Origin of the sequence: Tenacibaculum sp. SDUM215027 (assembly GCF_050566205.1) — a bacterium.
Taxonomy (GTDB): domain Bacteria; phylum Bacteroidota; class Bacteroidia; order Flavobacteriales; family Flavobacteriaceae; genus Polaribacter.
Window position 1 is genome coordinate 1,257,534 of the sequence record NZ_JBNXUE010000001.1, and the last position, 25,184, is coordinate 1,282,717.

27 protein-coding genes are annotated in these 25,184 nt (G+C 32.5%); 9 read left to right on the forward strand and 18 right to left on the reverse strand.

What is annotated here, in order from left to right; genetic code table 11:
- Positions 1-173 precede the first annotated feature (173 nt).
- Both ACQYZ7_RS05920 and lpdA read right to left on the reverse strand, forming a co-directional pair.
- The gene (locus ACQYZ7_RS05920) at positions 174-1,247 is read right to left on the reverse strand and encodes a helix-turn-helix domain-containing protein (protein ID WP_430728834.1); all 1,074 of its coding nucleotides are present in this window, start codon (positions 1,245-1,247) and stop codon (positions 174-176) included.
- A 139-nt stretch (positions 1,248-1,386) separates the two neighbouring features.
- Complete coding sequence (gene lpdA / locus ACQYZ7_RS05925) at positions 1,387-2,787, reverse strand: dihydrolipoyl dehydrogenase (protein ID WP_430728835.1); 1,401 nt, start codon at positions 2,785-2,787, stop codon at positions 1,387-1,389.
- A 97-nt stretch (positions 2,788-2,884) separates the two neighbouring features.
- On the opposite strand from lpdA, the gene ACQYZ7_RS05930 reads away from it, so the two are divergent.
- Together ACQYZ7_RS05930 and ACQYZ7_RS05935 are read left to right on the forward strand one after the other, a co-directional pair.
- Positions 2,885-3,355: a heme-binding domain-containing protein gene (locus ACQYZ7_RS05930; RefSeq protein ID WP_430728836.1), complete on the forward strand. Its 471-nt coding sequence runs from the start codon at positions 2,885-2,887 to the stop codon at positions 3,353-3,355.
- 4 nt (positions 3,356-3,359) lie between these two features.
- The gene (locus tag ACQYZ7_RS05935) at positions 3,360-4,589 is read left to right on the forward strand and encodes a glycosyltransferase (protein WP_430728837.1); all 1,230 of its coding nucleotides are present in this window, start codon (positions 3,360-3,362) and stop codon (positions 4,587-4,589) included.
- A gap of 3 nt (positions 4,590-4,592) precedes the next feature.
- Here the strand turns inward: ACQYZ7_RS05935 and ACQYZ7_RS05940 are convergent, their stop codons facing one another.
- The 9 genes from ACQYZ7_RS05940 to ACQYZ7_RS05980 all read right to left on the reverse strand — a co-directional run bounded on the left by ACQYZ7_RS05940 (position 4,593) and on the right by ACQYZ7_RS05980 (position 14,512).
- On the reverse strand, positions 4,593-5,066 hold the full coding sequence (locus ACQYZ7_RS05940; RefSeq protein ID WP_430728838.1) for a DUF4625 domain-containing protein: 474 nt from the start codon (positions 5,064-5,066) through the stop codon (positions 4,593-4,595).
- A 57-nt stretch (positions 5,067-5,123) separates the two neighbouring features.
- Positions 5,124-5,948: a hypothetical protein gene (locus ACQYZ7_RS05945; protein WP_430728839.1), complete on the reverse strand. Its 825-nt coding sequence runs from the start codon at positions 5,946-5,948 to the stop codon at positions 5,124-5,126.
- A 19-nt stretch (positions 5,949-5,967) separates the two neighbouring features.
- Positions 5,968-8,328, reverse strand: coding sequence for a TonB-dependent receptor domain-containing protein (locus tag ACQYZ7_RS05950; RefSeq protein WP_430728840.1), 2,361 nt, complete (start codon positions 8,326-8,328; stop codon positions 5,968-5,970).
- A gap of 196 nt (positions 8,329-8,524) precedes the next feature.
- Entirely contained in the window at positions 8,525-8,863 is a 339-nt protein-coding gene (locus tag ACQYZ7_RS05955; protein WP_430728841.1) for a hypothetical protein, read from the reverse strand.
- A gap of 108 nt (positions 8,864-8,971) precedes the next feature.
- A complete protein-coding gene (locus ACQYZ7_RS05960; RefSeq protein ID WP_430728842.1) occupies positions 8,972-10,189 on the reverse strand; it encodes a carboxypeptidase-like regulatory domain-containing protein in 1,218 nt (405 codons plus the stop codon).
- A 55-nt stretch (positions 10,190-10,244) separates the two neighbouring features.
- Positions 10,245-12,278 carry a M3 family metallopeptidase gene (locus ACQYZ7_RS05965; RefSeq protein ID WP_430728843.1) on the reverse strand — a complete coding sequence of 678 codons (2,034 nt, stop codon included), beginning with the start codon at positions 12,276-12,278 and terminating at the stop codon, positions 10,245-10,247.
- Between the two features lie 81 nt (positions 12,279-12,359).
- Positions 12,360-12,839 (reverse strand): 5-(carboxyamino)imidazole ribonucleotide mutase, encoded by a 480-nt coding sequence (gene purE, locus ACQYZ7_RS05970; RefSeq protein WP_099215934.1) that lies wholly within the window; start codon positions 12,837-12,839, stop codon positions 12,360-12,362.
- Positions 12,840-12,877: 38 nt separating this feature from the next.
- Positions 12,878-14,035 carry a 5-(carboxyamino)imidazole ribonucleotide synthase gene (locus tag ACQYZ7_RS05975; protein WP_430728844.1) on the reverse strand — a complete coding sequence of 386 codons (1,158 nt, stop codon included), beginning with the start codon at positions 14,033-14,035 and terminating at the stop codon, positions 12,878-12,880.
- A gap of 66 nt (positions 14,036-14,101) precedes the next feature.
- Positions 14,102-14,512, reverse strand: coding sequence for a Rieske (2Fe-2S) protein (locus ACQYZ7_RS05980; protein WP_430728845.1), 411 nt, complete (start codon positions 14,510-14,512; stop codon positions 14,102-14,104).
- Between the two features lie 193 nt (positions 14,513-14,705).
- On the opposite strand from ACQYZ7_RS05980, the gene greA reads away from it, so the two are divergent.
- The 3 genes from greA to ACQYZ7_RS05995 all read left to right on the forward strand — a co-directional run bounded on the left by greA (position 14,706) and on the right by ACQYZ7_RS05995 (position 15,875).
- Positions 14,706-15,179: a transcription elongation factor GreA gene (greA, locus tag ACQYZ7_RS05985; RefSeq protein ID WP_430728846.1), complete on the forward strand. Its 474-nt coding sequence runs from the start codon at positions 14,706-14,708 to the stop codon at positions 15,177-15,179.
- Between the two features lie 101 nt (positions 15,180-15,280).
- Positions 15,281-15,673 (forward strand): HIT family protein, encoded by a 393-nt coding sequence (locus tag ACQYZ7_RS05990; RefSeq protein WP_430728847.1) that lies wholly within the window; start codon positions 15,281-15,283, stop codon positions 15,671-15,673.
- 13 nt (positions 15,674-15,686) lie between these two features.
- A complete protein-coding gene (locus tag ACQYZ7_RS05995) occupies positions 15,687-15,875 on the forward strand; it encodes a hypothetical protein (RefSeq protein WP_430728848.1) in 189 nt (62 codons plus the stop codon).
- On the opposite strand, the gene ACQYZ7_RS06000 is transcribed toward ACQYZ7_RS05995, so the two are convergent.
- Positions 15,872-17,020: a sensor histidine kinase gene (locus tag ACQYZ7_RS06000; RefSeq protein WP_430728849.1), complete on the reverse strand. Its 1,149-nt coding sequence runs from the start codon at positions 17,018-17,020 to the stop codon at positions 15,872-15,874. The two genes, ACQYZ7_RS05995 and ACQYZ7_RS06000, sit on opposite strands and share 4 nt — an antisense overlap.
- A 75-nt stretch (positions 17,021-17,095) precedes the next feature.
- Between ACQYZ7_RS06000 and ACQYZ7_RS06005 the strand changes: the two genes are divergently transcribed.
- Together ACQYZ7_RS06005 and ACQYZ7_RS06010 are read left to right on the forward strand one after the other, a co-directional pair.
- Entirely contained in the window at positions 17,096-17,956 is an 861-nt protein-coding gene (locus tag ACQYZ7_RS06005) for a flavin reductase family protein (protein ID WP_430728850.1), read from the forward strand.
- A gap of 8 nt (positions 17,957-17,964) precedes the next feature.
- Positions 17,965-18,330: a DUF3127 domain-containing protein gene (locus ACQYZ7_RS06010; RefSeq protein WP_430728851.1), complete on the forward strand. Its 366-nt coding sequence runs from the start codon at positions 17,965-17,967 to the stop codon at positions 18,328-18,330.
- A 238-nt stretch (positions 18,331-18,568) separates the two neighbouring features.
- On the opposite strand, the gene ACQYZ7_RS06015 is transcribed toward ACQYZ7_RS06010, so the two are convergent.
- The 3 genes from ACQYZ7_RS06015 to ACQYZ7_RS06025 form a co-directional block, all read right to left on the reverse strand.
- Positions 18,569-18,817 carry a DUF1456 family protein gene (locus tag ACQYZ7_RS06015; protein ID WP_115900231.1) on the reverse strand — a complete coding sequence of 83 codons (249 nt, stop codon included), beginning with the start codon at positions 18,815-18,817 and terminating at the stop codon, positions 18,569-18,571.
- Between the two features lie 12 nt (positions 18,818-18,829).
- Positions 18,830-19,465: a YqaA family protein gene (locus ACQYZ7_RS06020; protein WP_430728852.1), complete on the reverse strand. Its 636-nt coding sequence runs from the start codon at positions 19,463-19,465 to the stop codon at positions 18,830-18,832.
- A gap of 80 nt (positions 19,466-19,545) precedes the next feature.
- Positions 19,546-21,102 (reverse strand): NAD(P)/FAD-dependent oxidoreductase, encoded by a 1,557-nt coding sequence (locus tag ACQYZ7_RS06025; RefSeq protein WP_430728853.1) that lies wholly within the window; start codon positions 21,100-21,102, stop codon positions 19,546-19,548.
- A 153-nt stretch (positions 21,103-21,255) separates the two neighbouring features.
- On the opposite strand from ACQYZ7_RS06025, the gene ACQYZ7_RS06030 reads away from it, so the two are divergent.
- Entirely contained in the window at positions 21,256-22,635 is a 1,380-nt protein-coding gene (locus ACQYZ7_RS06030) for a short-chain fatty acid transporter (protein ID WP_430728854.1), read from the forward strand.
- A gap of 241 nt (positions 22,636-22,876) precedes the next feature.
- Positions 22,877-23,500, forward strand: a complete 624-nt coding sequence (gene aat, locus ACQYZ7_RS06035) for a leucyl/phenylalanyl-tRNA--protein transferase (RefSeq protein WP_430728855.1) — start codon at positions 22,877-22,879, stop codon at positions 23,498-23,500.
- A 136-nt stretch (positions 23,501-23,636) separates the two neighbouring features.
- Here aat and ACQYZ7_RS06040 read toward each other — a convergent pair whose 3' ends face one another.
- The 3 genes from ACQYZ7_RS06040 to ACQYZ7_RS06050 form a co-directional block, all read right to left on the reverse strand.
- A complete protein-coding gene (locus ACQYZ7_RS06040) occupies positions 23,637-24,065 on the reverse strand; it encodes a hypothetical protein (RefSeq protein ID WP_430728856.1) in 429 nt (142 codons plus the stop codon).
- Positions 24,066-24,343: 278 nt separating this feature from the next.
- Complete coding sequence (locus tag ACQYZ7_RS06045; RefSeq protein ID WP_430728857.1) at positions 24,344-24,592, reverse strand: hypothetical protein; 249 nt, start codon at positions 24,590-24,592, stop codon at positions 24,344-24,346.
- A 3-nt stretch (positions 24,593-24,595) separates the two neighbouring features.
- Positions 24,596-24,982: a hypothetical protein gene (locus tag ACQYZ7_RS06050; protein WP_430728858.1), complete on the reverse strand. Its 387-nt coding sequence runs from the start codon at positions 24,980-24,982 to the stop codon at positions 24,596-24,598.
- Between the last annotated feature and the right edge of the window lie 202 nt (positions 24,983-25,184).

A 25,184-nucleotide genomic window follows, 5' to 3' on the forward strand; every position in this document is an offset into this window, starting at 1 on the left:
AAAGGAAAATACTTTAGACTGTGAGTTAGTTTTAAAAAATACTAGAATGAACAATACAAACAAATAACGTTTTAATTTTTTCATAAATATTTGATGTTTAATATTAATGAAGCAAACGTATGTAACTAGAATTTTAAAGAGTTCCGTTTTGTTTACACTTGAGAAAATAGAACTTATTGATTTCTGTACTGCTTGGGAGTTAAGTTAGTTTCCTTTTTAAAATTTACATAAAAAGAAGTTTTAGAATTAAATCCACACTCTAATCCTATCGACAGTAAACTATAATCATTAAATAAAGGGTTTTTAAGCATTTCTTTGGCTTCTTTTATCCTGTAGGAATTAATTAATTCAGAAAAGTTTTTAGAGGTGTTACTTTTTATAATTTGTGAAAGATAACTATTGCTAATTTCAAGTTGTTCAGCAAGTGAATTTCTACTTAAATTAGGATTACGATAAATATGTTCTGTTTCTAATAATTCAACGATTTTTTGATAATGAGTATTTTCTTTCTTTTTTACAAAAACGTCTTTGGACTGAGTGTTTTTTAAAATAGTTCGAATTTCGTACTGATCGTTAGATAATTTAAATTGATATAGACCTTTATAAATTAACCAATAAATTAGTATAGAAATGGTAGACCATAGATGGGTTAAAGGAAGTTTTTCTGAATATATAAAACGATAGCTTTCCAATATAATACCATAAATTAGAATAAAAGAAAAAGAAAACCAAAGGTGTTTTAGCCACCGTTCGCCTATCTTATTTTTTGCTGAAAAAGTATACTTATAAGAAATAAGAACTAAAAGGAGTGGGAAAATAATAGATAAAAAACTTATGGCTTTATAGAAATAGAATGGGATTACTATATCAAGGCTATATATATGAAAAACTGTACCTAAAGATATTGTAATATTTAGCAAACTTAAAATTATAAAAGGAAGGTACAGAAAAGTAAGTTTAGATGATTTTTTATTTGTTGGATTGGAGGCTTTATGAAAGAAAAAGAAGTAGGTAACTGGATATAAAAATTGCCAAAGACCTAAATCTATAATATTTATAACTAAAGCATCTTTATTTAAATCCCAAAACCAATTATTTATACCTACAATAGCTATTATTAATAAAGTAAAGCTTAAAAATTTATTAGTATTATTTTTAAAAAATTTAGAGCATAAAATGATTAAGCTAAGTATAAAACAATGAATAATAGCTACAAGTGTAAAAAAATGAATAAAAGAAATCTCCATTAAACAGCTCTTAAATGTGAATGATTGGGTTACTAGTAAGGAAACAAAAATATAAAGAAACAAAAAAGCAATCTCATTTGAGATTGCTTTTTAAGTATGAAAAGATTGCTTTAACTTTTAAAAAGTTTCGCAATGACGTTTAAGCATTTAAAGGCATGCCATCCCAAGCTGCTTTCGCTGCTTCTTTTATAGCTTCAGAATAAGTTGGGTGTCCATGACAAATACGCGCTAAATCTTCCGCAGAAGCTCTGTATTCCATTGCTACAGCTGCTTCCATAATTAAGTCAGCAACACGAGCACCTACCATATGAACTCCCAATACTTCATCTGTATTTTTATCAGCTAATACTTTTACAAATCCATCTAAATCTCCACTCGCACGAGAACGACCTAATGCACGCATTGAGAATTTTCCAGACTTGTAATCAACACCAGCATCTTTTAATTCTTGTTCAGTTTTACCAACAGCCGCTACTTCTGGCCATGTATAAACAATTCCAGGAATTAAGTTATAGTCAATATGAGGTTTTTGTCCAGCTAAATATTCAGCTACAACCACACCTTCTTCTTCTGCTTTATGTGCTAACATAGCTCCACGAACTACATCACCAATAGCATAAATGTTAGAAACGTTAGTTTGTAAATGATCATTTACTTCAACCATTCCTCTTTCAGTAACTTTAACACCCGCTTTTTCTAAAGCTAATCCTTCAGTAAACGGACGACGACCAACTGAAACTAAACAGTAATCACCAGTAAAAGTAACCTCTTCTCCTTTTTTATTGGTAGCTTTCACTACTACTTCGTCGCCGTTTCTTTCAACAGAAGTAACCCCGTGACTAGTATTGATTTTCATTCCTTGTTTCTTTAAAACTTTGGTAAGTTCTTTAGAAACATCTTTATCCATAGTAGGAGTAATTGCAGGCATAAATTCGATAACAGTTACATCAGCACCTAAACGCTTGTAAACCGACCCCAATTCTAACCCAATAACACCACCACCAATTACTAATAAGTGCTTAGGAACTTCAGGAAGTTTTAACGCTTCAGTAGAAGTTATTACACGCTCTTTATCAATAGTAATAAAAGGTAAAGAAGATGGTTTAGAACCAGTAGCTATTATAATGTTAGTACCTTCGATTACTTCTTCAGTACCATCATTTTTTGTGATTTTTACGTGTGTAGCATCTTCAAAAGAACCTAAACCTTCGTAAACCTCAATATTGTTTTTATCCATTAAATATTTGATACCTCCAGTAGTAGTTTCTACTACATTTGCTTTACGAGTTACCATTTTTCCGAAGTCAAAAGAAGGCTTCTCAACAGAGATTCCGTGCTCTTCAAAATGATTTACAGCATCATAGTAATGGTGTGAAGAATCTAATAAAGCTTTTGAAGGAATACATCCAACATTTAAACAAGTTCCACCTAAAGTCGAGTATTTTTCAATGATAGCAACTTTAGAACCTAATTGAGCGGCTCTGATAGCAGCAATGTACCCTCCTGGACCAGAACCAATAACGATTAAATCGTATTTCATGAGTTGTGTTTTATTTTTTCATAAATAATGAAGCACAAAAATACAATTATTTGTCGATAAATTTAGTTTTCATATCTTTAAAACTTAAATTCGTTGTATGAAAATTTTCAAAAAAATTATAGGATTCTTATTAATACTATTGGTAATAGCGCAGTTTTTTCAACCAGAAAAAAATCAAGGAGAAATAACTACAGTTGAAGCTTTTATAAAAGAAACCAAACCAAATGATCAGGTGCACAAAATATTAAAAACAGCATGTTTTGATTGTCACAGTAATTCAACTCGTTATCCTTGGTATAGTAGTATTACACCAGTTAACTATTGGTTAGCTGATCATATAAATCATGGAAAAGAAGAATTAAATTTTTCTGAATGGGCTACTTATTCCTTAAAAAGAAAAGAACATAAAATGGAAGAAGTTTGGGAGGAAGTAGAAAAAGGAAAAATGCCGTTAGATTCATATACTTGGACACATGCCGATGCTCGTTTAACTAAAGAAGAAGTTGAGCAAGTAATTAACTGGGCTAAAAGTGTACAAGGTGATTATAAAATGCAGCTAGCGAACTAAATTAATGCAACAACTTTTAATAATTGGGTATGTTTGGATAGAAAAAACTACGGGAGCTGGTAACCGAATGTTACAGTTACTTAATGTTTTTAAAAACCAAAACTATACCATTACTTTTGCAACACCTGCCCAAAAAACTGAAAACTCTTTAAACTTAGCAGAGTTGGGAGTTGAGGAGAAATCGATTGAATTGAATTCAAGTTCTTTTGATGATTTTATTAAAGAACTACAACCTGATGTTGTGTTGTTCGATCGTTTTATGATGGAAGAACAATTTGGTTGGCGTGTAGCTGAACATTGCCCGAAAGCTTTACGAGTTTTAGATACAGAAGATTTACATTTTTTACGTAAAACACGTCATCAACAATTAAAAAAAGGAAAACAATTTTCTACAGAAGCATTGTTGAAGTCGGATGAAGCAAAACGAGAAATCGCTGCTATTTTACGTTGTGATATGAGTTTGATTATTTCAACTTATGAAATGCAGTTATTGAAAGACGTTTTTAAAGTTGATGAATCTTTACTATATCATTTACCTTTTTTATTGAGTTCAATTGATGAAAAAGTAGTGAAAAAATGGAAGTCACTTGAAGAACGAAAACATTTTGTGTTTATAGGTAACTTTTTTCATGCTCCAAATGTCGATGCTGTTTTACAATTAAAAACAATTTGGAAAACGATAAGAAAGCAATTACCAGAAGCAGAATTACATATTTACGGAGCCTATGCTACGCAACAAATTCAGCAATTACATAAACCAAAAGAAGGATTTATTATAAAAGGTTTTGCAGAAGATGCGCTCGAAGTAGTTAAAAGTGCTAGAGTAGTGCTAGCGCCAATTCGTTTTGGAGCTGGAATTAAAGGGAAATTAACCGAAGCAATGGAATGTGGTACTCCAAGTGTTACTAGTTCAATAGGTGCAGAAGGCATGCATGGAAATTTACCTTGGAACGGATTTATAGAAGATGATTTTGAGAAGTTTGCCAACAAAGCTATAGAGCTGTATACTTATGATATTCTTTGGAAAAAGTCTCAACAAAAAGGGATTGCAATTATCAATTCGATATATGATAAAGAAAAATTAGCTTTTTCTTTTATAAACAAAATAAAAGAAATCCAAGAAAACCTTGAAATACATCGTACACAAAATTTTCTTGGAAGTTTGTTACAACATCAAACCTTACAGGCTACAAAATTTATGAGCAAGTGGATTGAAGAAAAAAATAAGAAATAGAGCTTATTCAATTTTAATATCTACTGAGGTTCTACTTTGCCATCCAGTAACATCAATTACAGAAATTTGACAATGGTAATCGCCAGAATCAATATCAGTAGGAATTGTAATGTTTTGCACTATCTCATATTCTTTACGATTGTTATCAATAGTATAATTCTTCATAAAAATTAAAGGTGAAACAGGATCTTTTATAGGAGATAACTCACAACTAGAGCCTTGGTCATCATGTGTGTGATGATCAAAGTTATGATGAATGTCTATAGCGTAAGTAGCTAAAGCAATGTTATCAGATACTTTTACTCGTATGGTGTATTCCTTACCTTTTTCTAATACAGTACACGACTTAGGAAAACCTTCGTTGTAATTTATGGTAATAGTTGGTTTTTCAGTATCAGGCTCTTCTGATTCACTACTACAGCTTATGTTTAATATAGTTAAGAGAAGTAAAACACACGTTATTTTTAATAATTTCATAATAGTTTGTTATTGTAAAAGACTACTTGAGAAACCAAGTAGCCTTTTGGGATATGATTACTTTATTTCGATTGGAATAGACAATTTAACAGTTTCGCTTTCACCACTTTCTTTAGCGTAAATATTTAACCAGTAACTTCCTACAGGAGCCCCAGGAATTAAATCGTAGTGATAATGGATGTGTGGATTTTTAACTCCTTCATACAATTCTTTTGGTAAAATAGAAATTACCTTATCCCACTTACCAACTTCAACATTTTGTCCTTCTCTCCATTCTTTGAACCAAAATTCGTATTTAATTTCAGTAACAGTATTATTACCAGAAACATATTCAAATTCGGTATGTAACTCATCTTTTCCAAACGCGATTGAATTGTTATCACCAATTTCTAAGTCTTTAAACTTTTGAATAATGTGTAACTTTTTAGTAATGGCACTTTTAGTTCCGTCTTCATGTTCAACTGTAATTTTAAACTTATAAACTCCTTCAGCAGGTGTAAAAGAAGGATTGTATTTGTTCTCTTTATCAAAATATACATGATAGTGAATATGAGGGTTTAATTGACCTTCATAACGATCAACAGGAACTAAATGATTATTTAATTCCCAAATTAACTCACCTGTCTTGACTTTTGGAACATCAAAAGCTTCAACATCAAAATAAATTTTAGAAACCTTACTAGTTCCTTCGTAGTCAAATTCAATATGAACATCTACGTTTGATTGTGGTAAAACAAAATCAGAATTACCTAATTCCATGCTTTTAAAGCGTTCTGTATTGATGTTTTCATCAAAAGTTTCTGGTATGTTATCTTCATCACTACAAGAAATAATTAAAAGGCTTACAAAAAATAAGATTGCTGATTTAAATGTGTTTTTCATGATTAAAAAAATTAAATGATTAAAATGTTTGTATAATTGTTATTGAAAAGTTTCTTCCAGGCTCAGGAACTTCTATAAGTCTATAGAAACTCGTGTGGTCGAATACTTTGTTGTTTAAAATGTTATTTAACCTCCCTTGAATTTTAAGAGGTTGTTTTTTAGAGAAAAGATCTACACTCGTATGCAAACCGATATTTATTAAAGAATACCCTTTTGTAGTTTTTTCAGGAGGTACAATGTTGTTTTGATCCGAAACCAATCGTACACTTGAGAATAGTTTAGTGTCGCCAAAAGTTAACCAAGGATTCAATGTATACTCAAGTGAAACAACTCCTGTTAACGGAGGAGAAAAGGGAAGAGTGAAGTTTTTCTTTTTACCACTTAATTGTCTTGCTTTTACATACTCTAAAGAACCTGTAATCGATAATTTATCAGTAGGTTCATATTGCGCCATAATTTCACCACCATATCTAAAAACACGACTTTGACTGTATTGATACTTCTGAAGTGTTTCGTAATACTCTGGGGTTGGGCTTAAATAAATATAATTATCAAAATAATTAACAAAAGGGGTAACTTGAATAGAAGCTTTACTAAAGTTTGCTTTAAACTCTCCGTCTATTTGATAAGAACTTTCAGGCTCTAAATCAAGGTTCCCTTCTTCATATCGATACATGTGATAATTTACTCCGTCTGAAGCCAATTCGTTTGCCAGTGGAATTCTAAAACTCTTACCTATATTTATTTTATACGATGTGTTTTTTATTCCATAACTTAATCCAGCTGAAGCACTAAAACTTCCGAAAGTTAAATTCTTTCTTTCTGAACGCTGTAGTTGTTGCTGAGTAGTATTTCCGTTTTCGTTAGTAACTGGAGATAAAAACCATTCGTAATATGGTTGTGTTTTTATTACACCATAATCGTAGCGTACACCACCATCTAAATATAAATTGTTGTTAAGTTTTATTTGATCGTATACAAAAGCCCCAACTGTAAAACGAGTATATTCAGGAATAAGAAATCCCCAGCCATCAATAGCATTATCTTGATACTCTAAGTTTATACCTGTGGTAACTTTATGCTTTTCAAAGTAGTGTAATTGATTTTTTACATTAAAACTGTAGGTGTTCTTCTTAAACAAGCGTTCCATTGTAGATGGCGGCTTGGGCATATAACCATGCGGAACAGGCTCTGAGTGTTCTTCGCGATGATTTTTTTGAAGCCCAAGCTCAACATCTAACGTGTAATTGGGGAATAAAAAACTGGTATTATTCGTTATTTTAAAATGATTGACTTTATGATATGGTAAATCAATATCTCTATTGTCAGCATCGTAATCTATTTTAGAAGTTCTCACTTCAAGACCATGTGCATTAGCGAAAAAACCATTTTTAGAATTTACATTACTAAAAGAAGTTATAGAGCTAATATTATCTGATACATAACCTATAGAAACTCCAACATTATGATTGTATCCTGCTGTGTTACGTAAGTAATTTTTATGCAAGTCAAAAATGTAATTATCGTACGTGATTTTTTGAGTAGGAACTTTATAGTCGCCGTAATCTTCGTGGGTTATTCTTGCCTTGTAATACCAATGATTATAACGTTGTTTAACCCCTAAAGACACTCCATAAAAATCATTGTTACTTCTATTGGTGAGGTTTAGTTCACCTGAAAAAGAATTAACATCAGGGAGTAAGTTATTTTTCAAGCTAATTACCCCAGAGATTGCATCAGAACCATAGAGTAGAGAAGCTGCTCCTTTAGTAACCTCAATATTATCTATGTTATATTGATCTATTTCTAAACCATGGTCGGCTCCCCATTGTTGTGCTTCGTGTTTTATACCATTTTCAACAACAACAACTCTATTAAACCCTAAACCTCTAATAGTGGGTTTAGATTGCCCAGAACCAATAGTTATTGTGCTAACTCCTGGTATATCTTTTAGAGTTTGCATTAAACTATTGTCTCTGTTTTTTTCTAAAAAACTAACATCAATCTTTTGTGTGTTACTGGAGAACTTTGTTAGTTTTTTTTTAGGGTTTTGTGCAATAATCACCTCATTTAACACTGAATTGTCTTGTGTTAAAGGGATAACTATTATTGAGGTAATAGGAGAAATGTTTTCTTGATAAGTAACATATCCAACATGAGTAACAGTTAAGAGATACTCTTTGTTTAAAAGTTTGTGAAAACTACTATTTCCTTTAGTGTTTGTGTACGCGTGCTTTGAACCAATACTCACGTGAGCATTGGGTAACTCACTTTGTGTTGTTCCATCAATTACCTTAATAGTAACAGAATTGTTATTCTGACTAAAAAGAATTGCGTGAAACAATACACAAAATAAAGCACCTAAGCTTTGTTTTGTCATTGTAAATAGAATTAAAAACGAATTGTATCTGTTGAATAGCAAGTATTCAACTAGTGATTAAATAATATAGAACAATGTGTTAACCAATTGAAAGAGTAGGTAATTACACCATAAACCTAGCTTTGGGTTTATGTACATGCATATTCACAACTATTCTTATTCAAGAAAAAGTTAATTATGTTCTAAAATTAATATGTTAAGAATTTGTAGGAGGTCCTCTAAGCTTTCTATTCAGAGAGTGGTAAGAAGGTAAGATAATTGACTTGTAATTATCTACTATTGTCTTACTAGGAAGAATAGCTAAAGCTTGTGAGAAATTTTGTGTAGGGACATCAAAAGAAGCAAAAGAAAAATAACAAATATCACAATGGTCGTTTACCGATTCATGTAAGTGAGTAGATTTTTCTTTACAGTTATGATGGTGTGCTTCATTTTCATGATGATGGGTAGCTTTTATAAGAATAGGAAGCATAAGAAGAACCACCAAAGACAAAGAGGTGATTTTACTAAATATGCTATTTTTCTTTAAGCTCATTTTTTATAACTGTGGGGAAACAAAAGTAAGGGCTTAGCAAACTTTTTATATGTTAAAATGTGTTAATTTTTTCTAAAAAAAGCTGATAGAAATTATTTAGTTAGAAAATTATTTCCTTTCTGAAGTTCTGTAATCCAGAGGTAACATGTTGGCAAAAGCTTCAAAGCCCCAGTACCCTTCATTAAAAATAGCATTAGGGTTAATAAGTACTCCAGATTTATCTATTTGAGCATTTTCTTCTAACAAAACAATGTTTGAGGTTTGTACACCACTAGCTTTTTTTCGCTTTCCAAACATTCCGATTAAATAATTTTCTTCTTCGGATTCTTTGGTGTAAATGACCATTAAGTAATTTTTAAAATTTAAAAAAGGTGTATTACTATCGTAAGCAATCATGTCTTCGTAAGGAATATTTTTCTTGTATAAATAGTCTTGATGCTTTGGGAGTTTGGCTTTTTGTAAAGTAACAATAATACTGTCAGATACAGTTTTTGGGTCGGTTATTTGCTTAGATAAATTAATGGAGTTTCCATAAAGTTTAAGGAGCTCTTTAGCTATTTTTATTTTTTCTTCAGAAGGTCTATTTGGATTTTGAACTCGTTTAAACTGATTAACTATAAAGCCATCTTCTTTAAGTCTTTTTGAAGTTAGGCTTCTTAAAAAATGCATTTGAGAGCCATTGTATGCTTCAAGTCTATTTTGCTTCCATTTTCTTTTAATGTTTTTTCGTAGGTTTTTATAACGTGCAAAACCACTAAAAAATAACCGTTGTTTTTTTAGAGAAAAGTCAATCAAATCATAAGTAATTAAATACCTTAAACCTTGATGTTTAATTTTAAGAGGTTTTTTAGCAAATGCTGTGAGTGTGTTTGTTTTTATGTTATAATCAAAGTGTAAATCTTTTTCGTTTAAAATTTTACAGGTTTTTGCAAGTTTTGTTCTCCCTAAAAAAGCTTGTTTAAAGCGTGCTAAATTATATTCCCAGTTTTTATCGTAAACAGTTTTCTTGATTACAACTTCGTTTAAAACACTACTGTCTTCTTCAAGTTTAATGTTAATACTTACATCTTTTTTTTGAGGAGTAATAAAAAGCTGTTTTGTTTTATAACCTAAAAAAGAAATAACTAATGTATAGTTTCCTTCTTTGATTTTTAACTCAAACTCACCCTTAGAGTTTGTTATGGTACCAACAGTGGTGTTGTTAAAGTAAATAGAGGCTCCTTCTAGAGGTTTATTAGTTTCTGAAAACACATTTCCTTTAATTAAAATTTGAGAAAATGAAATTGAACTAACGAAGAGTAAGAAAATAAAAAGTCCCTTTTTCATGAAAAATATTTTCCATAAAAATAGGGACTTATTTAAAGTGATAAAACTTTATTTGTTAATTCTTGTCAATCAATCCAGCACGTCTTAATAAAGCATCTGGTTTTGGCTCTCTTCCTCTAAAACGTTTGTATAATTCCATAGGCTCTTCTGTTCCTCCTTTAGATAATACGTTGTTTTTAAATTTATCGGCAACTTCTTTATTAAAAATACCTTCTTCTTTAAAGTATTCGAAAGCATCGGCATCTAAAACCTCTGCCCATTTATATGAATAATATCCAGCTGAGTATCCACCTTGAAAAATATGAGAGAAAGAAGTACTCATACAATTTTCAGCTACATCAGGATATAATTTAGTCTCAGCAAAAGCATTCGTTTCAAACTCTTTTACATCAGCAATATTTTCAGGAGAATCACCAGAATGCCAAGACATATCTAATAATCCGAAGCTTAATTGACGCAAGGTTTGCATTCCTTCGTGGAAACTCGCAGATTCTTTAATTTTCTCAACATATTCCATAGGAATAACTTCTCCAGTTTCGTAGTGTTTCGCAAACAACTCCAATGCTTCCTTTTCATAACACCAGTTTTCTAAAACCTGACTCGGTAATTCGACGAAATCCCAAGAAACAGAAGTTCCAGACAAGCTTTTATAAGTAGTGTTTGCTAACATTCCGTGCAAAGCATGACCAAATTCGTGGAATAGGGTAGTAACTTCGTTAAAAGTTAATAAGGAAGGCTTAGTTTGTGTAGGTTTGGTAAAGTTACAAACGATAGAGACTTGTGGTCTTTCATTTGTATCGTTACTCCTATATTGTGATTTGTAAGAAGTCATCCACGCTCCGTTACGTTTTCCTGGTCTTGGATGGAAATCGGCATAGAAATACGAAACAAAATTACCATCAGTATCTGTTACAGTGTACGTCTTAACATCTTCATGATACTTATCAATAGTGTCAATTTCTTCAAATTGTAAGTTATATAATTTGTTAGCTACAGTAAATACACCGTCGATTACATTTTCTAACTTAAAATAAGGTTTTAATAACTCTTGATCTAAGTTAAACAACTCCTTTTTTAGTTTTTCAGAATAGTAAGCACCATCCCACTTTTGTAACTGGTCTATTCCGTCTAGTTTTTTAGCATAGGCCTCTAAATTATCAAATTCACGTTGTGCAGCAGGTTTCGCTTTTTCTAACAATTCATTTAAAAACTCCATAACCTTTTCAGGAGTTTCAGCCATACGCTCTTCTAATACAAAATGAGCGTGGGTTTTATAACCTAATAGGTTTGCACGTTTGTGGCGTAAGGTTACAATATCTTTTACAATTTGCTCATTGTTGTATTCATTTTGTTGAAATCCTTTTTTTCCAAAAGTTATTGCTAACTTTTTTCTCAATTCTCTATTATCAGCATAGGTCATAAAAGGAATATAGCTTGGATAATCTAAGGTAATCATCCAACCCTCTTTACCTTTCGAGTTCGCGAGTTCTTTAGCAGCTTCTTTAGCACTTTCTGGTAAGCCAGCTAAATTATCTTCATTGGTAATTAATAATTCAAAAGCATTAGTTTCAGCCAATACATACTCTCCAAACTGTAACGATAATTTTGCTAACTCAGCATCAATTTTGCGAAGCTCAGCTTTGTCAGTTTCATTTAAATTCGCTCCGTTGCGTGCAAAACTTTTGTATTGCTTATCTAACAACATTCCTTGCTCAGGAGTTAAGTTTAAATCAGAAAGTTGATCGTATACAGTTTTTACACGTTTAAACAACTCCTCATTTAAAATCATATCGTTTCTAAACTCACTTAACCAAGGAGAAATATCTTTCGCTATCTTTTGAATTTCTTCATTTGTCTCAGCAGAGTTTAAGTTGAAAAAGATAGAAGTAGCTCTATCTAATTTATTACCTGTGTTGTCTAAAGCAACTGTAGTGTTTTCAAAAGTTGGAACTTCAGAGCTTTCTACAATAGCATCAATTTCGTCTTTAGCTATTTGTATAGCTTCTTTTATAGCGGGTTTATAATCTTCTTCTTTAATTTGAGAAAAAGGGGGTGTATTAAAATCTTGTAAAAGTGGATTTTTAGTCATGAAAATTTAGTTTAAAAAATTGAAGAAACCTCACAAATAAAAAATCTGTGAGGTCTTCAAGTTAATATTGTACTAAGGTACTTATTTTTTTACTCTTTCAGAAGCTTTTTCAACTTTCAGTTTTAAGCCTTCTTTATAAGCGATTATTTTGTCTAATACACATTTGTCAGAAGCTCCAATAATTTGAGCAGCTAAGATTCCTGCATTTTTTGCTCCGTCTAAAGCTACAGTAGCCACAGGAACGCCTCCAGGCATTTGAAGAATAGATAAAACAGAATCCCAACCATCAATAGAGTTTCTACTTTTAACAGGAACTCCAATTACTGGTAACGGACTCATACTTGCTACCATTCCAGGTAAATGAGCAGCACCACCAGCACCAGCAACAATAACTTGTACACCACGCTTGTGTGCATTGTTAGCGTAATCGAATAATTTTTCAGGAGTTCTGTGTGCAGATACGATATCTACTTCTACTTGAATATCAAAACTCTCTAAAATATCAATTGCTTCTTGCATAATTGGAAGATCTGAATCGCTTCCCATGATAATTCCTACCATAATTTTATGTTTTTGTCATCTCGAGCTTAGTCGAGAGGTTATTTTGCTATTACCTTAATAGTTTCTTTTACTTGTTGAGCGACTTTTCTCGCTTCATTTATATCTTCATTAACAATAGTTACATGTCCCATTTTACGGAAAGGTTTGGTTGTCTTTTTTCCGTAGATGTGAGGGGTAACTCCGTCAATCTTTAAAATTTCTTCGATGTTTTCATATACTACATCACCAGTATAGCCTTCAGCACCAACCAAGTTCACCATGATTCCGGCTACTTTACTTTCGGTATTTCCTAATGGAAGGTTTAAAATACTACGTAAATGTTGTTCAAATTGACTAGTATAACTTGCTTCAATTGAATAATGCCCTGAATTGTGAGTTCTTGGGGCAGCTTCGTTTACTAAGATATTGTCATCTTTAGTTTGAAACATTTCCACAGCTAATAATCCAACAAAATCAAATGAATCTGCAACTTTTAAAGCAACTTCGCGCGCTTTTTTGGCAACTGCATCCTCAATTCTAGCAGGACAAATTACATATTCTACTTGATTAGCTTCTGGGTGAAATTCCATTTCAACTACTGGGTAAGTTTTGGTTTCTCCGCTTGCATTTCTTGCAACAATAACAGCTAATTCATTTTTAAAAGGAACTAGTTTTTCAGAAATACACTCACCAGTAGGTAGGTTTTCTAAATCGCTGATGGCACGAACTATTTTTACCCCATTACCATCATATCCAAATCGAGCAGATTTCCATACAAAAGGAAACGTAACTGCATCGTTACTAATAGCGTGTCTTAACTCTTCTAAAGAAGTAAATCTAGAAAAGTCAGCCGTAGGTATATTATTGTCGTGATAAAACACTTTTTGGTGTGCTTTATTTTGAATAGTTCTTAAGTTTTTAGGCTTTGGAAAAATGGTTAATCCTTCAGCTTCTAGAGCATCTAAAGCATCAATATTTACGTTTTCAATTTCTATGGTTAACAGGTCTACTTGTTTTCCAAAGTTGTAAACAGTATTATAATCTAGTAAATCTCCTTGATGAAACTCGTTACATATCTGAGCGCAAGGAGCATCAGGGTTTCCGTCTAAAATAACAGTATAAATATCGAATTTTTGAGTTTCGGTAAGTAACATTCTTCCTAATTGGCCGCCTCCTAGAACACCCAATTTAAAGTTTGAAGAAAAGTAGTTTTTCACGATAAATGTGTTAATTGTGTTGTTGTTGCTGCAAAAATAAGAATCTAATTGTTAGTACAAATAGTATTAACGAGATATTCTTAACTGATTGTTACTAATAGGAGTAACAAAATACATTAATGCATTACAACCTTCACCATCTAAAGAAGTTCCTCCTGAAAGATAGTTGTACTTTTTATCATCACAAGGGCAGGTGATTTCTACTCCGTTAAAAGTCATTAAAGAACTACAATTTTGTTCAGGGCATTGTTGGTCAAAAGCTCTGTAGCCAGAAGTTCCTGTTCTAAAAATAAAAACATTTCTTCCTTGTATAGTATTTTGAGATTCCCCTCCAGGAACTAACAATCCGCTAAATTCTGGGAGAGATAAATCAATAATAGCATTCATTTTTACTCCAGAAAAACAATTGTTAATAGGAGTGTTATCACTACAACTAAAACAAATTATAACAAGAATTAAATAAAATATTTTTTTCATTTTTTAGTATAGAGTTAGTATTGTAACGCAACGAAGTTACAAATATTTTGTACATTTGTAAGACTATCTCATTCCTAACGGCGTGGGATTTTTAAATTTAACCCACAGGTTTTTAGGAAGAAAAGTTATATGCTTTTTGTAAAACGTTAAGGAAAGCGTATAAAAGTTTGTTGATTTTAAAAAGAGAGAAGAGATGAGTAATGTATCATATTATACGGAAGAAGGATTAAAGAAACTTAAAGAAGAGTTAGCGCAATTAGAACAAGTTGAAAGACCACGTGTTTCTCAAGAAATAGCAGACGCTCGTGATAAAGGAGATTTGAGTGAGAATGCAGAATATCATGCTGCAAAGGAAGAGCAATCGCTATTAGAAACAAAAATAGCGAAACTAAAAAATGTAGTTGCAAGTGCTCGTGTTATTGATGAAAGTCAGTTAGATATGTCAAAAATCTTAATTCACTCAATAGTTAAGATTAAAAATTCGGTTAACGGAATGGAGTTTACGTATACACTAGTAGCGGATAGTGAAAGTGATGTAAGAAACGGAAAGTTATCTGTTAATTCACCAATAGGTAAAGGTTTATTAGGGAAAAAAGTAGGTGATGTTGCCGAAATACAAGTACCTAACGGAGTTATGAAGTTTGAAGTTATGGAGATTTCTCGATAAGAGAAAAAAATAAAGACAAAAGAGTAAAGATTTATTCGGGTTTTGGCATCGCTAAAACCCGATTTCTTTTTTATTTTTACTGTAAAATTAAATAAAACAACATGGCAAGTATTTTCACGAAGATTATAAACGGAGAAATTCCATCATATAAAATAGCAGAAGATGACAACTATTTCGCTTTTTTAGATATCAATCCAAATGCAAAAGGACATACATTGGTTATTCCTAAACGTGAAGAAAATAAATTATTCGATTTATCGAAAGAAGAGTATAATGGATTAATGTCTTTCTCATACAGAGTAGCCAAAGCAATAGAAAAAACAATTCTATGTGAACGTGTAGGGATGAGTGTAATTGGATTAGAAGTACCCCATGTACATGTACATTTAATTCCGTTGCAAACGATGGAGGATATCAGATTTGTAAAGAAAGAAAAATTAACAAATGAAGAGTTTGTAGTAGTAGCAGAAGATATTGCTAAGAATTTTGAATAAATAAAAAAGAGCTATGAAAAAGTGGATAAAAGAGGGGATAGCCTGGGGAGTAATTATGTTTATAATGATGATAATTATTTTTCCATGGATTGAAGGAGAAGAAATAACTTTAAAAAGAATACTTGTAGGGGCGCTTATATGGGGAGCAGGAGGGTTATTCTATGGGTTTGTAATGAGTAAATTGGTAAAAGAAAAGAATTAAATCTTACTTAGTAAAATTTCAAAAGTAGTTCCTTTTCCTAACTCTGATTTTAGTACATGGATTTTTCCATTGTGATAATCCTCAATAATACGTTTAGAGAGTGATAAACCAAGTCCCCAACCACGTTTTTTTGTGGTAAACCCAGGAGTAAATATCTGTGAAAACTGTGTTCTAGGAATTCCTTTACCAGTATCAGAAATTAGAATTTTCACATTCTTGGAACTCTCACTAATGCTAACAGATAAGCTTCCTTTACCTTGCATAGCATCAATAGCGTTTTTAATTAAGTTTTCTATTACCCAACCATATAACTCGGTGTTTAGATCGGAGCGAATTTCTTCTGCTTCAGTAGAAAAAGAAAAAGAAATCTGTTTGGAGCTTCTATTTTCTAAATAGTCAAAAGCAGCTTTAGTAATAGATACAATGTTGTAAGGTTTCAATTCAGGAAGTGACCCGATTTTAGAGAAACGATTAGCGATGGTGTTTAAACGTTTCACATCTTTTTCAATTTCATCAACATAATCGCTACTTACATTTTCAGTACGTAAAATGGCAATCCAGCCCAATAATGAAGAAAGCGGTGTCCCTATTTGATGCGCTGTTTCTTTAGCCATTCCTGTCCACAACTTATTTTGCTCAGCAACTTTATTAGATTTATAAACCATGTAAATAATGGTAAGAAACAATCCTAAAATTAGCACTAAAGCAAGTGGATAATATTTGAGTTTGTATAAAAGGTCAGAATTTCTGTAGTAAATATGTTCTTTAATACCTAAGTATTCTATCGCAATTGGCTCATTTTGGTTTTTCATGATATTCAATTGCTGTTGAAGATACTTTGGGTCTGTAGATTTTATAGAATCTAAGTTATTAAACTGTTTTATCTCTCCATCTTTTCCTACCAAAATAGAGGGAATATTTTCTATGGTTTCATAAACTTTGTTTACTAAATTAAAGTTACCATCAGGGTCAGGATTAGATGCGACTTCCTTAATTGCTGTGGCATAAATCTCCATTTTAGCACGCTCATCCTTTTTAAATTTTTGAAAAAACACATATGTATTCCATAAAATAAATAAAACGATAAGTAAGGAAATACTAATTGCAATTCGCTTTACCCAATAAGTGTTTGTAAAAAAAACCATCAATCAAATATAAACTATTCTCTAGAATAACTAAATTTATAAATAGGTAGTATATTTACACTAAAATTATATAGAATGTTATCAATTAATCCTAAAGATATACCAACCTCTAAATTGCATGGGTATTTATTAGGAGCTGTAGCTCCAAGGCCTATTGCTTTTGCAAGTACTGTTGATGCTGAAGGGAACCCAAATTTGTCACCGTTTAGCTTTTTTAATGTATTTGGAGCAAATCCTCCAATTATGATTTTTTCTCCGGCGCGTAGTGTAAGAGGTAATAAAACTAAACATACCTTAGATAATGCAGAAGCAACTAAAGAAGTGGTAATTAATATCGTAAACTACGATATTGTTCAGCAAATGTCGTTGAGTAGTACCATGTATCCAAAAGGAGTAAATGAGTTTATAAAAGCTGGTTTTACGATGTTACCTTCAGATGAGGTAAAGCCGTTTAGGGTTGCAGAATCTCCTGTACAATTTGAATGTAAAGTTAAAGACATAATTTATACAGGTGAAGAAGGCGGAGCAGGAAACCTAATTGTATGTGAGGTAGTAAAACTACATGTAAACGAAGATGTATTAGCAGAAGATGGTAGTATAGATCAGCATAAAATTGATTTAGTAGCTAGAGCGGGAGGGAATTATTATTCTCGTGCTCGTGATGGGTTTTTTGAAATTCCAAAACCATTAACTACTTTAGGAATTGGAGTAGACCAAATACCTACAGAAATAAGAAACAGTAGCGTATTAACAGGGAATAATTTAGGTATGTTAGGTAATGTAGAACAGTTGCCTACAGAAGAAGCTGTTAATAACTTTGCGAAAGAACATTCGCAATTTGTGGGGGTTTCAACTGAAAAAAAACATACTTTTGCACAAGAGTATTTAAAGAATAATGATGTAGAAAGCGCTTGGAAGGTGCTTTTAATTAAATAGATTTAGAAATGGAAGTAATAGGGAAAATCAAATTAATTAACGAAACGCAAACATTCGGATCTAACGGATTTAGAAAGCGTGAAATGGTTGTAACTACTGATGAGCAGTACCCACAAATGATAATGATTGAGTTTATTCAAGATAAATGTGATTTATTAAACACTTATCAAGTTGGGCAAGATGTAAAGGTTTCTATTAATTTAAGAGGAAGAGAGTGGATTAACCCACAAGGAGAAGCAAAGTATTTTAACTCTGTTCAAGGATGGAGAATTGAAAACTTAGCACAAGCAGCTCCTCAAAACATTCCACCAGCTGACCAATTTGAGCCAGCTCCAGATTTATCTGCAAACGAACCAGATGATTTACCTTTCTAAGAGTAGTTAGAAAATTAAGAATACAAATAAAAAGAGCGCAAATTTTGCGCTCTTTTTTGTTGTTTGCGGAAAACAACATTTATACTTACGGATATCCCTTTTAACATGTCGAAAGACAAAGATATATTTGTACCATAATCATTCAATAAATAATTATTGATTGAGAATTTAAGGGGAAATAAAAACCTTCTGATTTAATTCAGAAGGTTTTTTAATTATATAAGTGTTAGTGATGTGGTTATTTTTTTGTTGGCTTTTTCTCTGGCATCGGACCTCTTAAATGAATAATTAATCCGTTTAAAAAATTGCGTAAAAACTGATCACCACACTCCATATACTTAGGGTGATCTTCTTTTCTGAAAATTGCATTAAGTTCTGATTTAGAAACTTTAAAATCTACCAAAGCGCAGATATCAATAATATCAGTGTCTCTTAATTTATGTGCTACTCGTAGCTTTTTAAAAATATCGTTGTTAGTTAGTCCCATAATTGTTTTAAGTTAATTTACTACTGAAAAAATAGCCCATGCATAAATAGCAAAACGAGCAAAACGAAATAAGCCTACAAAAACTACATTTTTAAAAGGATATTTAATCATACCTGCAGTTAAGCAGCTAATAGCAAAAGGAAGTGGTAAAAGTGCTCCTACTAAAATTAAAAAACCTCCCCATTTACTTGTGTTTTTAAGGTTCTTAGCCATTTTAACCTCTAAGTAATTTCTTACTGAGTCAATTTTTAAAGAGGCTCTACCTATAAAATAAGCACATAAACCTCCTAAATAAGATAGCGTTGCTAAAAGAGAAATGTTTAGAATAGGGTCTTCAGTTTTTTTAGACCATGCGATGAAGATTTCTGGTGGAATTAATCCTAAAATCGTTTCAGAAATAAAAAAAGTAATTAAAATTCCTGTTCTAGAAAACGTTTCGGTCATGGTTTGTAAACCATCGTTAATATTATAAACATATTTGTTAAACAACACTAACCCAATAACTACACCTACAATTGGCCAAAAAGCTTTTTTTAAGCTAACCCAAATAAACATGTAAAAACCAGTGCGATTATAGTAGTTGTGTAAACGTTTATAATGCGGCTTGTCTATTTTCTTTTTGTTATTTTTCTTATTCTTTTTACTCATCGCTAAAAAAGCCTCTAATTTTTAGGAATAGCAAAAGTACGAGGTAATTGGAAATTACACCAACAAATATTTGTTAATTATTATAGGTTAGCTACAGCAGCTTCAGCACAGCGTTCACCGTCCATTGCAGCAGAGATAATTCCCCCAGCATAACCACCACCTTCACCACAAGGAAATAGTCCTTCAATTTGTGGGTGTTCTAGGCTTTCTTTTCGTGGAATATTTACAGGTGATGAAGTACGAGATTCCACTCCAATAATATTTGCTTCAGCAGTATAGTACCCGTGCATTTTTTGCCCAAAAGCAGCAAAGCCTTTACGTAATCTGCTTCCAATCAATTTAGGAAGTAACGAATGTAGCGGAGAAGAATTTAATCCTGGTTGATACGAACAATCATTTAAAGAAGAAGACAATCTACCTTCCACAAAGTCAGTTAAACGTTGCGCTGGGGCAACTTGACTTTTTCCACCTGCGTTAAAGGCTAACTTTTCTAAATCTTTTTGATATTGTAAGCCCTTAAGAACTCCAAACTGCTCATATTTAGGTAAGTCTTTGTCTACATTAATTTCAACGACAATACCAGAATTGGCAAACTTGTTATTACGACGCGAAGGCGACATTCCATTCACTACAACTTCTCCATTAGCTGTTGCTGCAGGAACGATAAATCCACCCGGACACATACAAAATGAATACACGCCTCGGTTGCCAACTTGATGTACTAAGCTATAGGCAGCAGCAGGTAATAACTCATCACGTTGACCTGAGCAACTATACTGAATTTGATCAATAATTTCTTGTGGATGTTCTACACGAACTCCCATAGCAAACGATTTCGCTTTTAGTAAAATGTCTTTTTTATGTAGCAGCTCATAAATATCTCTTGCAGAATGCCCAGTAGCCAAAACAACAGCATTTACAGCCATTTCAGAACCATTTTGTAGTTGTATAGCCTGTAGTTTATTGTTTTTAACGATAAAATCGGTCACACGGGTTTCAAAATGAACTTCACCACCATGTTTTAAAATCGTTTCGCGAATATTTTGAATAATCTTCGGAAGTTTGTTAGTTCCTATGTGCGGATGTGCATCTACCAAAATTTGATCGGTAGCACCGTGATATACTAAGTTTTCAAATATTTTACGAACATCACCACGCTTTAAACTTCTTGTATACAACTTTCCGTCCGAATACGTTCCAGCACCCCCTTCACCAAAACAGTAGTTAGAGTCAGGATTCACTTCATGAAATTGGTTAATGGCGCGTAAATCTCTACGACGATCTTGTACGTTTTTTCCTCGCTCTAATACCACAGGTTTATATCCTAATTCGATACAACGAAGAGCGGCATACATTCCCGCAGGACCAAATCCAATGATATGAATTTCTTTAGCATTAGATACATCTTTGTATTCAAAAATATAGTCAGGAGTATCGGGTTGAGGTTCGTTAATGTAAACGGCTACCTTATAGTTAAAAACAACCTCTTTTTTACGTGCATCAATAGATTTACGTAACACTTTTACGCTCGTAATATCAGCGATGTTGATTCCTAATTTTTTAGAAGCTTTTAGTTGTAAGATATTCTCTTTTCTTTCTTCTACTAAATTAACACGTAATTGAAGTTCTTTTACCATGCTGCAAAGCTAGTTAAAAAAACAATTTGCTCACTCAATGAGCATTAAAATACACTAACCTTTGCGAAGAAATATATTTTTAAAATCTCAGTTTTACTTCCTGTAAGGTAATTTATCTGTGTTTGATTATTTTAGCAACTCAATCTTTGAAATATGAAAATTACGCAGGTTATAGAAAATGTTTTTAAAAAATATTTACCCTCACCTTTTACCATCGCTATTTTATTGACCTTAGTAACACTTTTACTAGCACTGTTATTTACAAAACCAGATGAGAGTTCTGTAGTAAACTATTCTTTAGAAGTATTACAGTTTTGGGAAAACGGAATTTGGTCTAACGGACTGCTCGTTTTTGCCTATCAAATGATGCTGATTTTGGTATTAGGGCATGTATTGGTGTTGAGTAAGCCTGTGAGTAATTTAATTTTAAAAGTAACAAAATTCTGTACCAACACAGCAAACAGTGCAGCTATTGTAAGTTGTACTACCATGTTGGTAGCTTTTTTTAATTGGGGACTAGGACTCATCTTTGGAGCTTTGTTGGCACGTAAAGTAGCAGAACATGCGCAACAACACAATATCAAACTAAATTACCCAATTATTGGAGCAGCGGGTTATATGGGGTTGATGGTTTGGCATGGTGGAATTTCTGGATCAGCACCCATAAAAATTAACGAAAGCGGACATATAAAAAGTATTATGCAATCGGTTTCTTCGGATGAGGTTTTAGCTCAAATACCAGATGTGATTGATTATTCTCAAACGATTTTTAGTTGGTGGAATTTGCTGATTTTTTTCGTGGTAGTAGCTGCAGTATCGGCAACTTTTTATTTTTTAGGAAAAAAGGCAAACCCGACAGCCATTAATTTACCAGTGTATCAAATGAATACTGAAGAAAAAGCAACTACACAAGCAGAGAAGTTAGACAGTTCTAAGCTCTTAGCAATTGTTTTTGGTGTTTTGATTTTAGTAGCGTTTAGTTATCGATACTGGGAAAATATTCAGCAGTTAAAAATCACCCCAAACTTAATTAACTTTTTTATGTTAGGATTAGGAATTATCCTTCACGGAAGTTTTAAAAAATTTACCAATGCAGTAGGAGAATCGATTAGTGATGTTTCAGGCATTCTAATTCAATTTCCTCTCTATTTTGGTATTATGGGAATAATGAAGAGTACCGGTATGGTTACGTTAATTTCTGATTTTTTTGTGTCGATTTCAACAGCAACTACGTTACCAATTTTTACATTTTTTAGTGCTGGTTTGGTCAATATTTTTGTGCCAAGTGGAGGCGGGCAGTGGGTAGTGCAAGGTCCTATAGTGGTAGAAAGTGCATTAAAATTAGGAGTTCCGTTACCTAAGGCAATTATGGCACTAGCATACGGAGACCAAATAACTAACATGTTACAGCCTTTTTGGGCATTACCCTTATTAGGAATTACGAAACTAAAAGCAAAAGAAATTTTACCCTACACGTTAATTGCAATGGTGGTAGGTAGCGTAATTTATTTGTTAGGACTTACATTGTTTTAGGAATTTATTGAGGAAATGTCAGCGCATCACGCTGATGGTTTCGTTGTGTTGAGGAAACGTCAGCGCGTCACGCTGAAGGTTCCGTTGTGTTGAGGAAACGCCAGCGAGCTTCGCTGATGGCTCCGTTATGTTGAGGAAATGCCAGCGAACTTCGCTGATGGTGACTATACCACGTTTTTATTAATAAAACTTTTATGTTGATTTCACGGATATAGTATTTTTGTAAAAAAGAATGTAACGAATGATTTGGCTTTCTGAAAAAATAGAGTTTCCTCCGTATGAGTTGGCTACTGATGATGGATTACTGGCTTTGGGCGGTGATTTATCGGTTGAGCGATTGGTGTATGCCTATCAACATGGAATTTTTCCGTGGTTTAATGAAGGGGAACCGATTGTTTGGTATTCTCCATGGGAGCGTATGGTTTTGTTTCCTGAGGAAGTGAAGGTTTCCAAATCGATGAAACAGGTATTGCGAAAAGACGGTTTTACCATAACAGAAAATAAAGCTTTTGATGAGGTGATTTTTAATTGCCGACACATCAACCGTTTTGATCAATTAGGAACTTGGATTACCGATGAAATGGAAGATGCCTACATTAATTTACACGACAAAGGCTATGCAAAATCTATTGAAGTATGGATTGATAATACATTGGTAGCAGGTTTGTACGGAGTAGATTTAGGAAACGGGGTGTTTTGTGGTGAAAGCATGTTTAGCAAAGTAAGTAATATGAGTAAAGTTGCATTTATCCATTTAGCTCAAAAAGGAGGTTATAAACTCATCGACTGCCAAGTGTATAACGATCATCTAGCAAGTTTAGGCGCAAGAGAAATTCCTAGAGAGGAGTTTTTGAGGTGGTTGTGAACTTCTGACTAAGATTTGTTGTGCGTTTCGTCCGAAGGACAAACAGGCAATAAATCAAGCCGAGTAAATATACAATAAGTTTTGGGTGGGAGAGTAGACACAATAAATTTTAGCCCTTGTTGGCAAATCGTTGTTTTTAAAATATCCACTTTAGCACGGTTATAGATCCAATAATTAATATTAACATTAGACAAATTATAGCTCCCCCTATAAAACATTTATAGAGTTTATCTTTCCACGTTTCTTTATATTCAGGAAAGATTTTGTCTTCGATTGTTTTTGTTTTCTTAGTCAGTTCAATGCTCTCAAAGTAAAAATCCGCATTTAAGTCTGTCCAACTAATATCAATTTCATAAGGTTCAATTTCTCCGTTTTTAAAATCTCTATTTTCAATTTCAATACTTGCTTTTAAAAGTTCAGCAGAGAATAGTTCAAGTCCTTGTCTATTTGCCTTAATAGTTGTATTATATTCATCTCTATCCTGATTATAGAATCCAAAAAAAGCTTCTTCTTTTTTATTGTTTTCTAAATTAGAGATAATATTTTTTATGCTTTTTTGCGTCATTTTTTAATGTTTGGCAACGCTCTAGGTGTATGGCGTGTGAGGCACAGCCTCATGAGTAGCCATAATTGTGCCTCATTCGTTATACATTTTGTTGTTTATAGTTTCGTGTGTAGTTCACGAAGAAAGCTAAAGATACACAATATAGTTGTTAGAGGAGCAATTAACCTAGAGCGTTGGTAATAATTAGTAGAAAAGGAGTGTTTGTTAAAACACGGTTTCTACGTGCCGCAGGCAATTATTACCAACAATTTTTTTTCCACGGTGTTGTAATGCGTTTTTTATGTTTTTCCGTTTTTGTCTTTTGTAAATAGGTATTCTCCTTTATTATTATAAATACTCAACTGTAAATCTGAATCTTCCAATATTGTTCTGTCAACGAACTTTATAGCTAATTCTAAATTCTCAAAAATGTGAAAAGCTTCTCCTTGTCCAATATGTCTTTCAAAGTCAGTTTTCAATACAATTCCAGTATTAAATTCAACCGCAACAACTGAATGTTTATTATTTTCTAAAATAGGTGGTTTCATATTTTATTCATTTCCATAATATTGTTCATAATGATGTTTGAATTCCGTTTGCATTATTTCAGATGTAATTCCACCGAATTGGATTTCAAAATCATCTTTTTCCATTCCAGATATTGCTCCGCCCCAACCATTCAATTCAGTTCCGTTTTCAAGATAAACTTTCAATTCAGGAATAACTTGGGTGTCAATAAATTTTATTTTTTTGTCATTTATATTTATAATAACGTTGTGTTTTTTACAATGATTTTTAATCAGTTCGTAAGGCGATTTTACGTTTTCAAAATTGATTTTCCCGTGGATAACTCCCATTGGTGTATCTGCAAATTCAAAATCAGTTGTTCCGATTTTCACTTCGTTTAATTCTATGCGATATGTTTTTTTCAAATGCATTACAACGGTTTTGTATATGGTTTGTTGCGTGTTTCAAGCAACTAATTTAGTAAATAATTACGGACAAAGAAAGTCCGCGAGGACTTTCGCAAGTAGGTAAGAAGCCAGCAATAAATTATATACGGCTTAAGTTAGCAATTCATTAAATTTAGAAATATAAATCAGAAAGAAAAAAGCGTAGAGTAAGGTTATGATATACGTT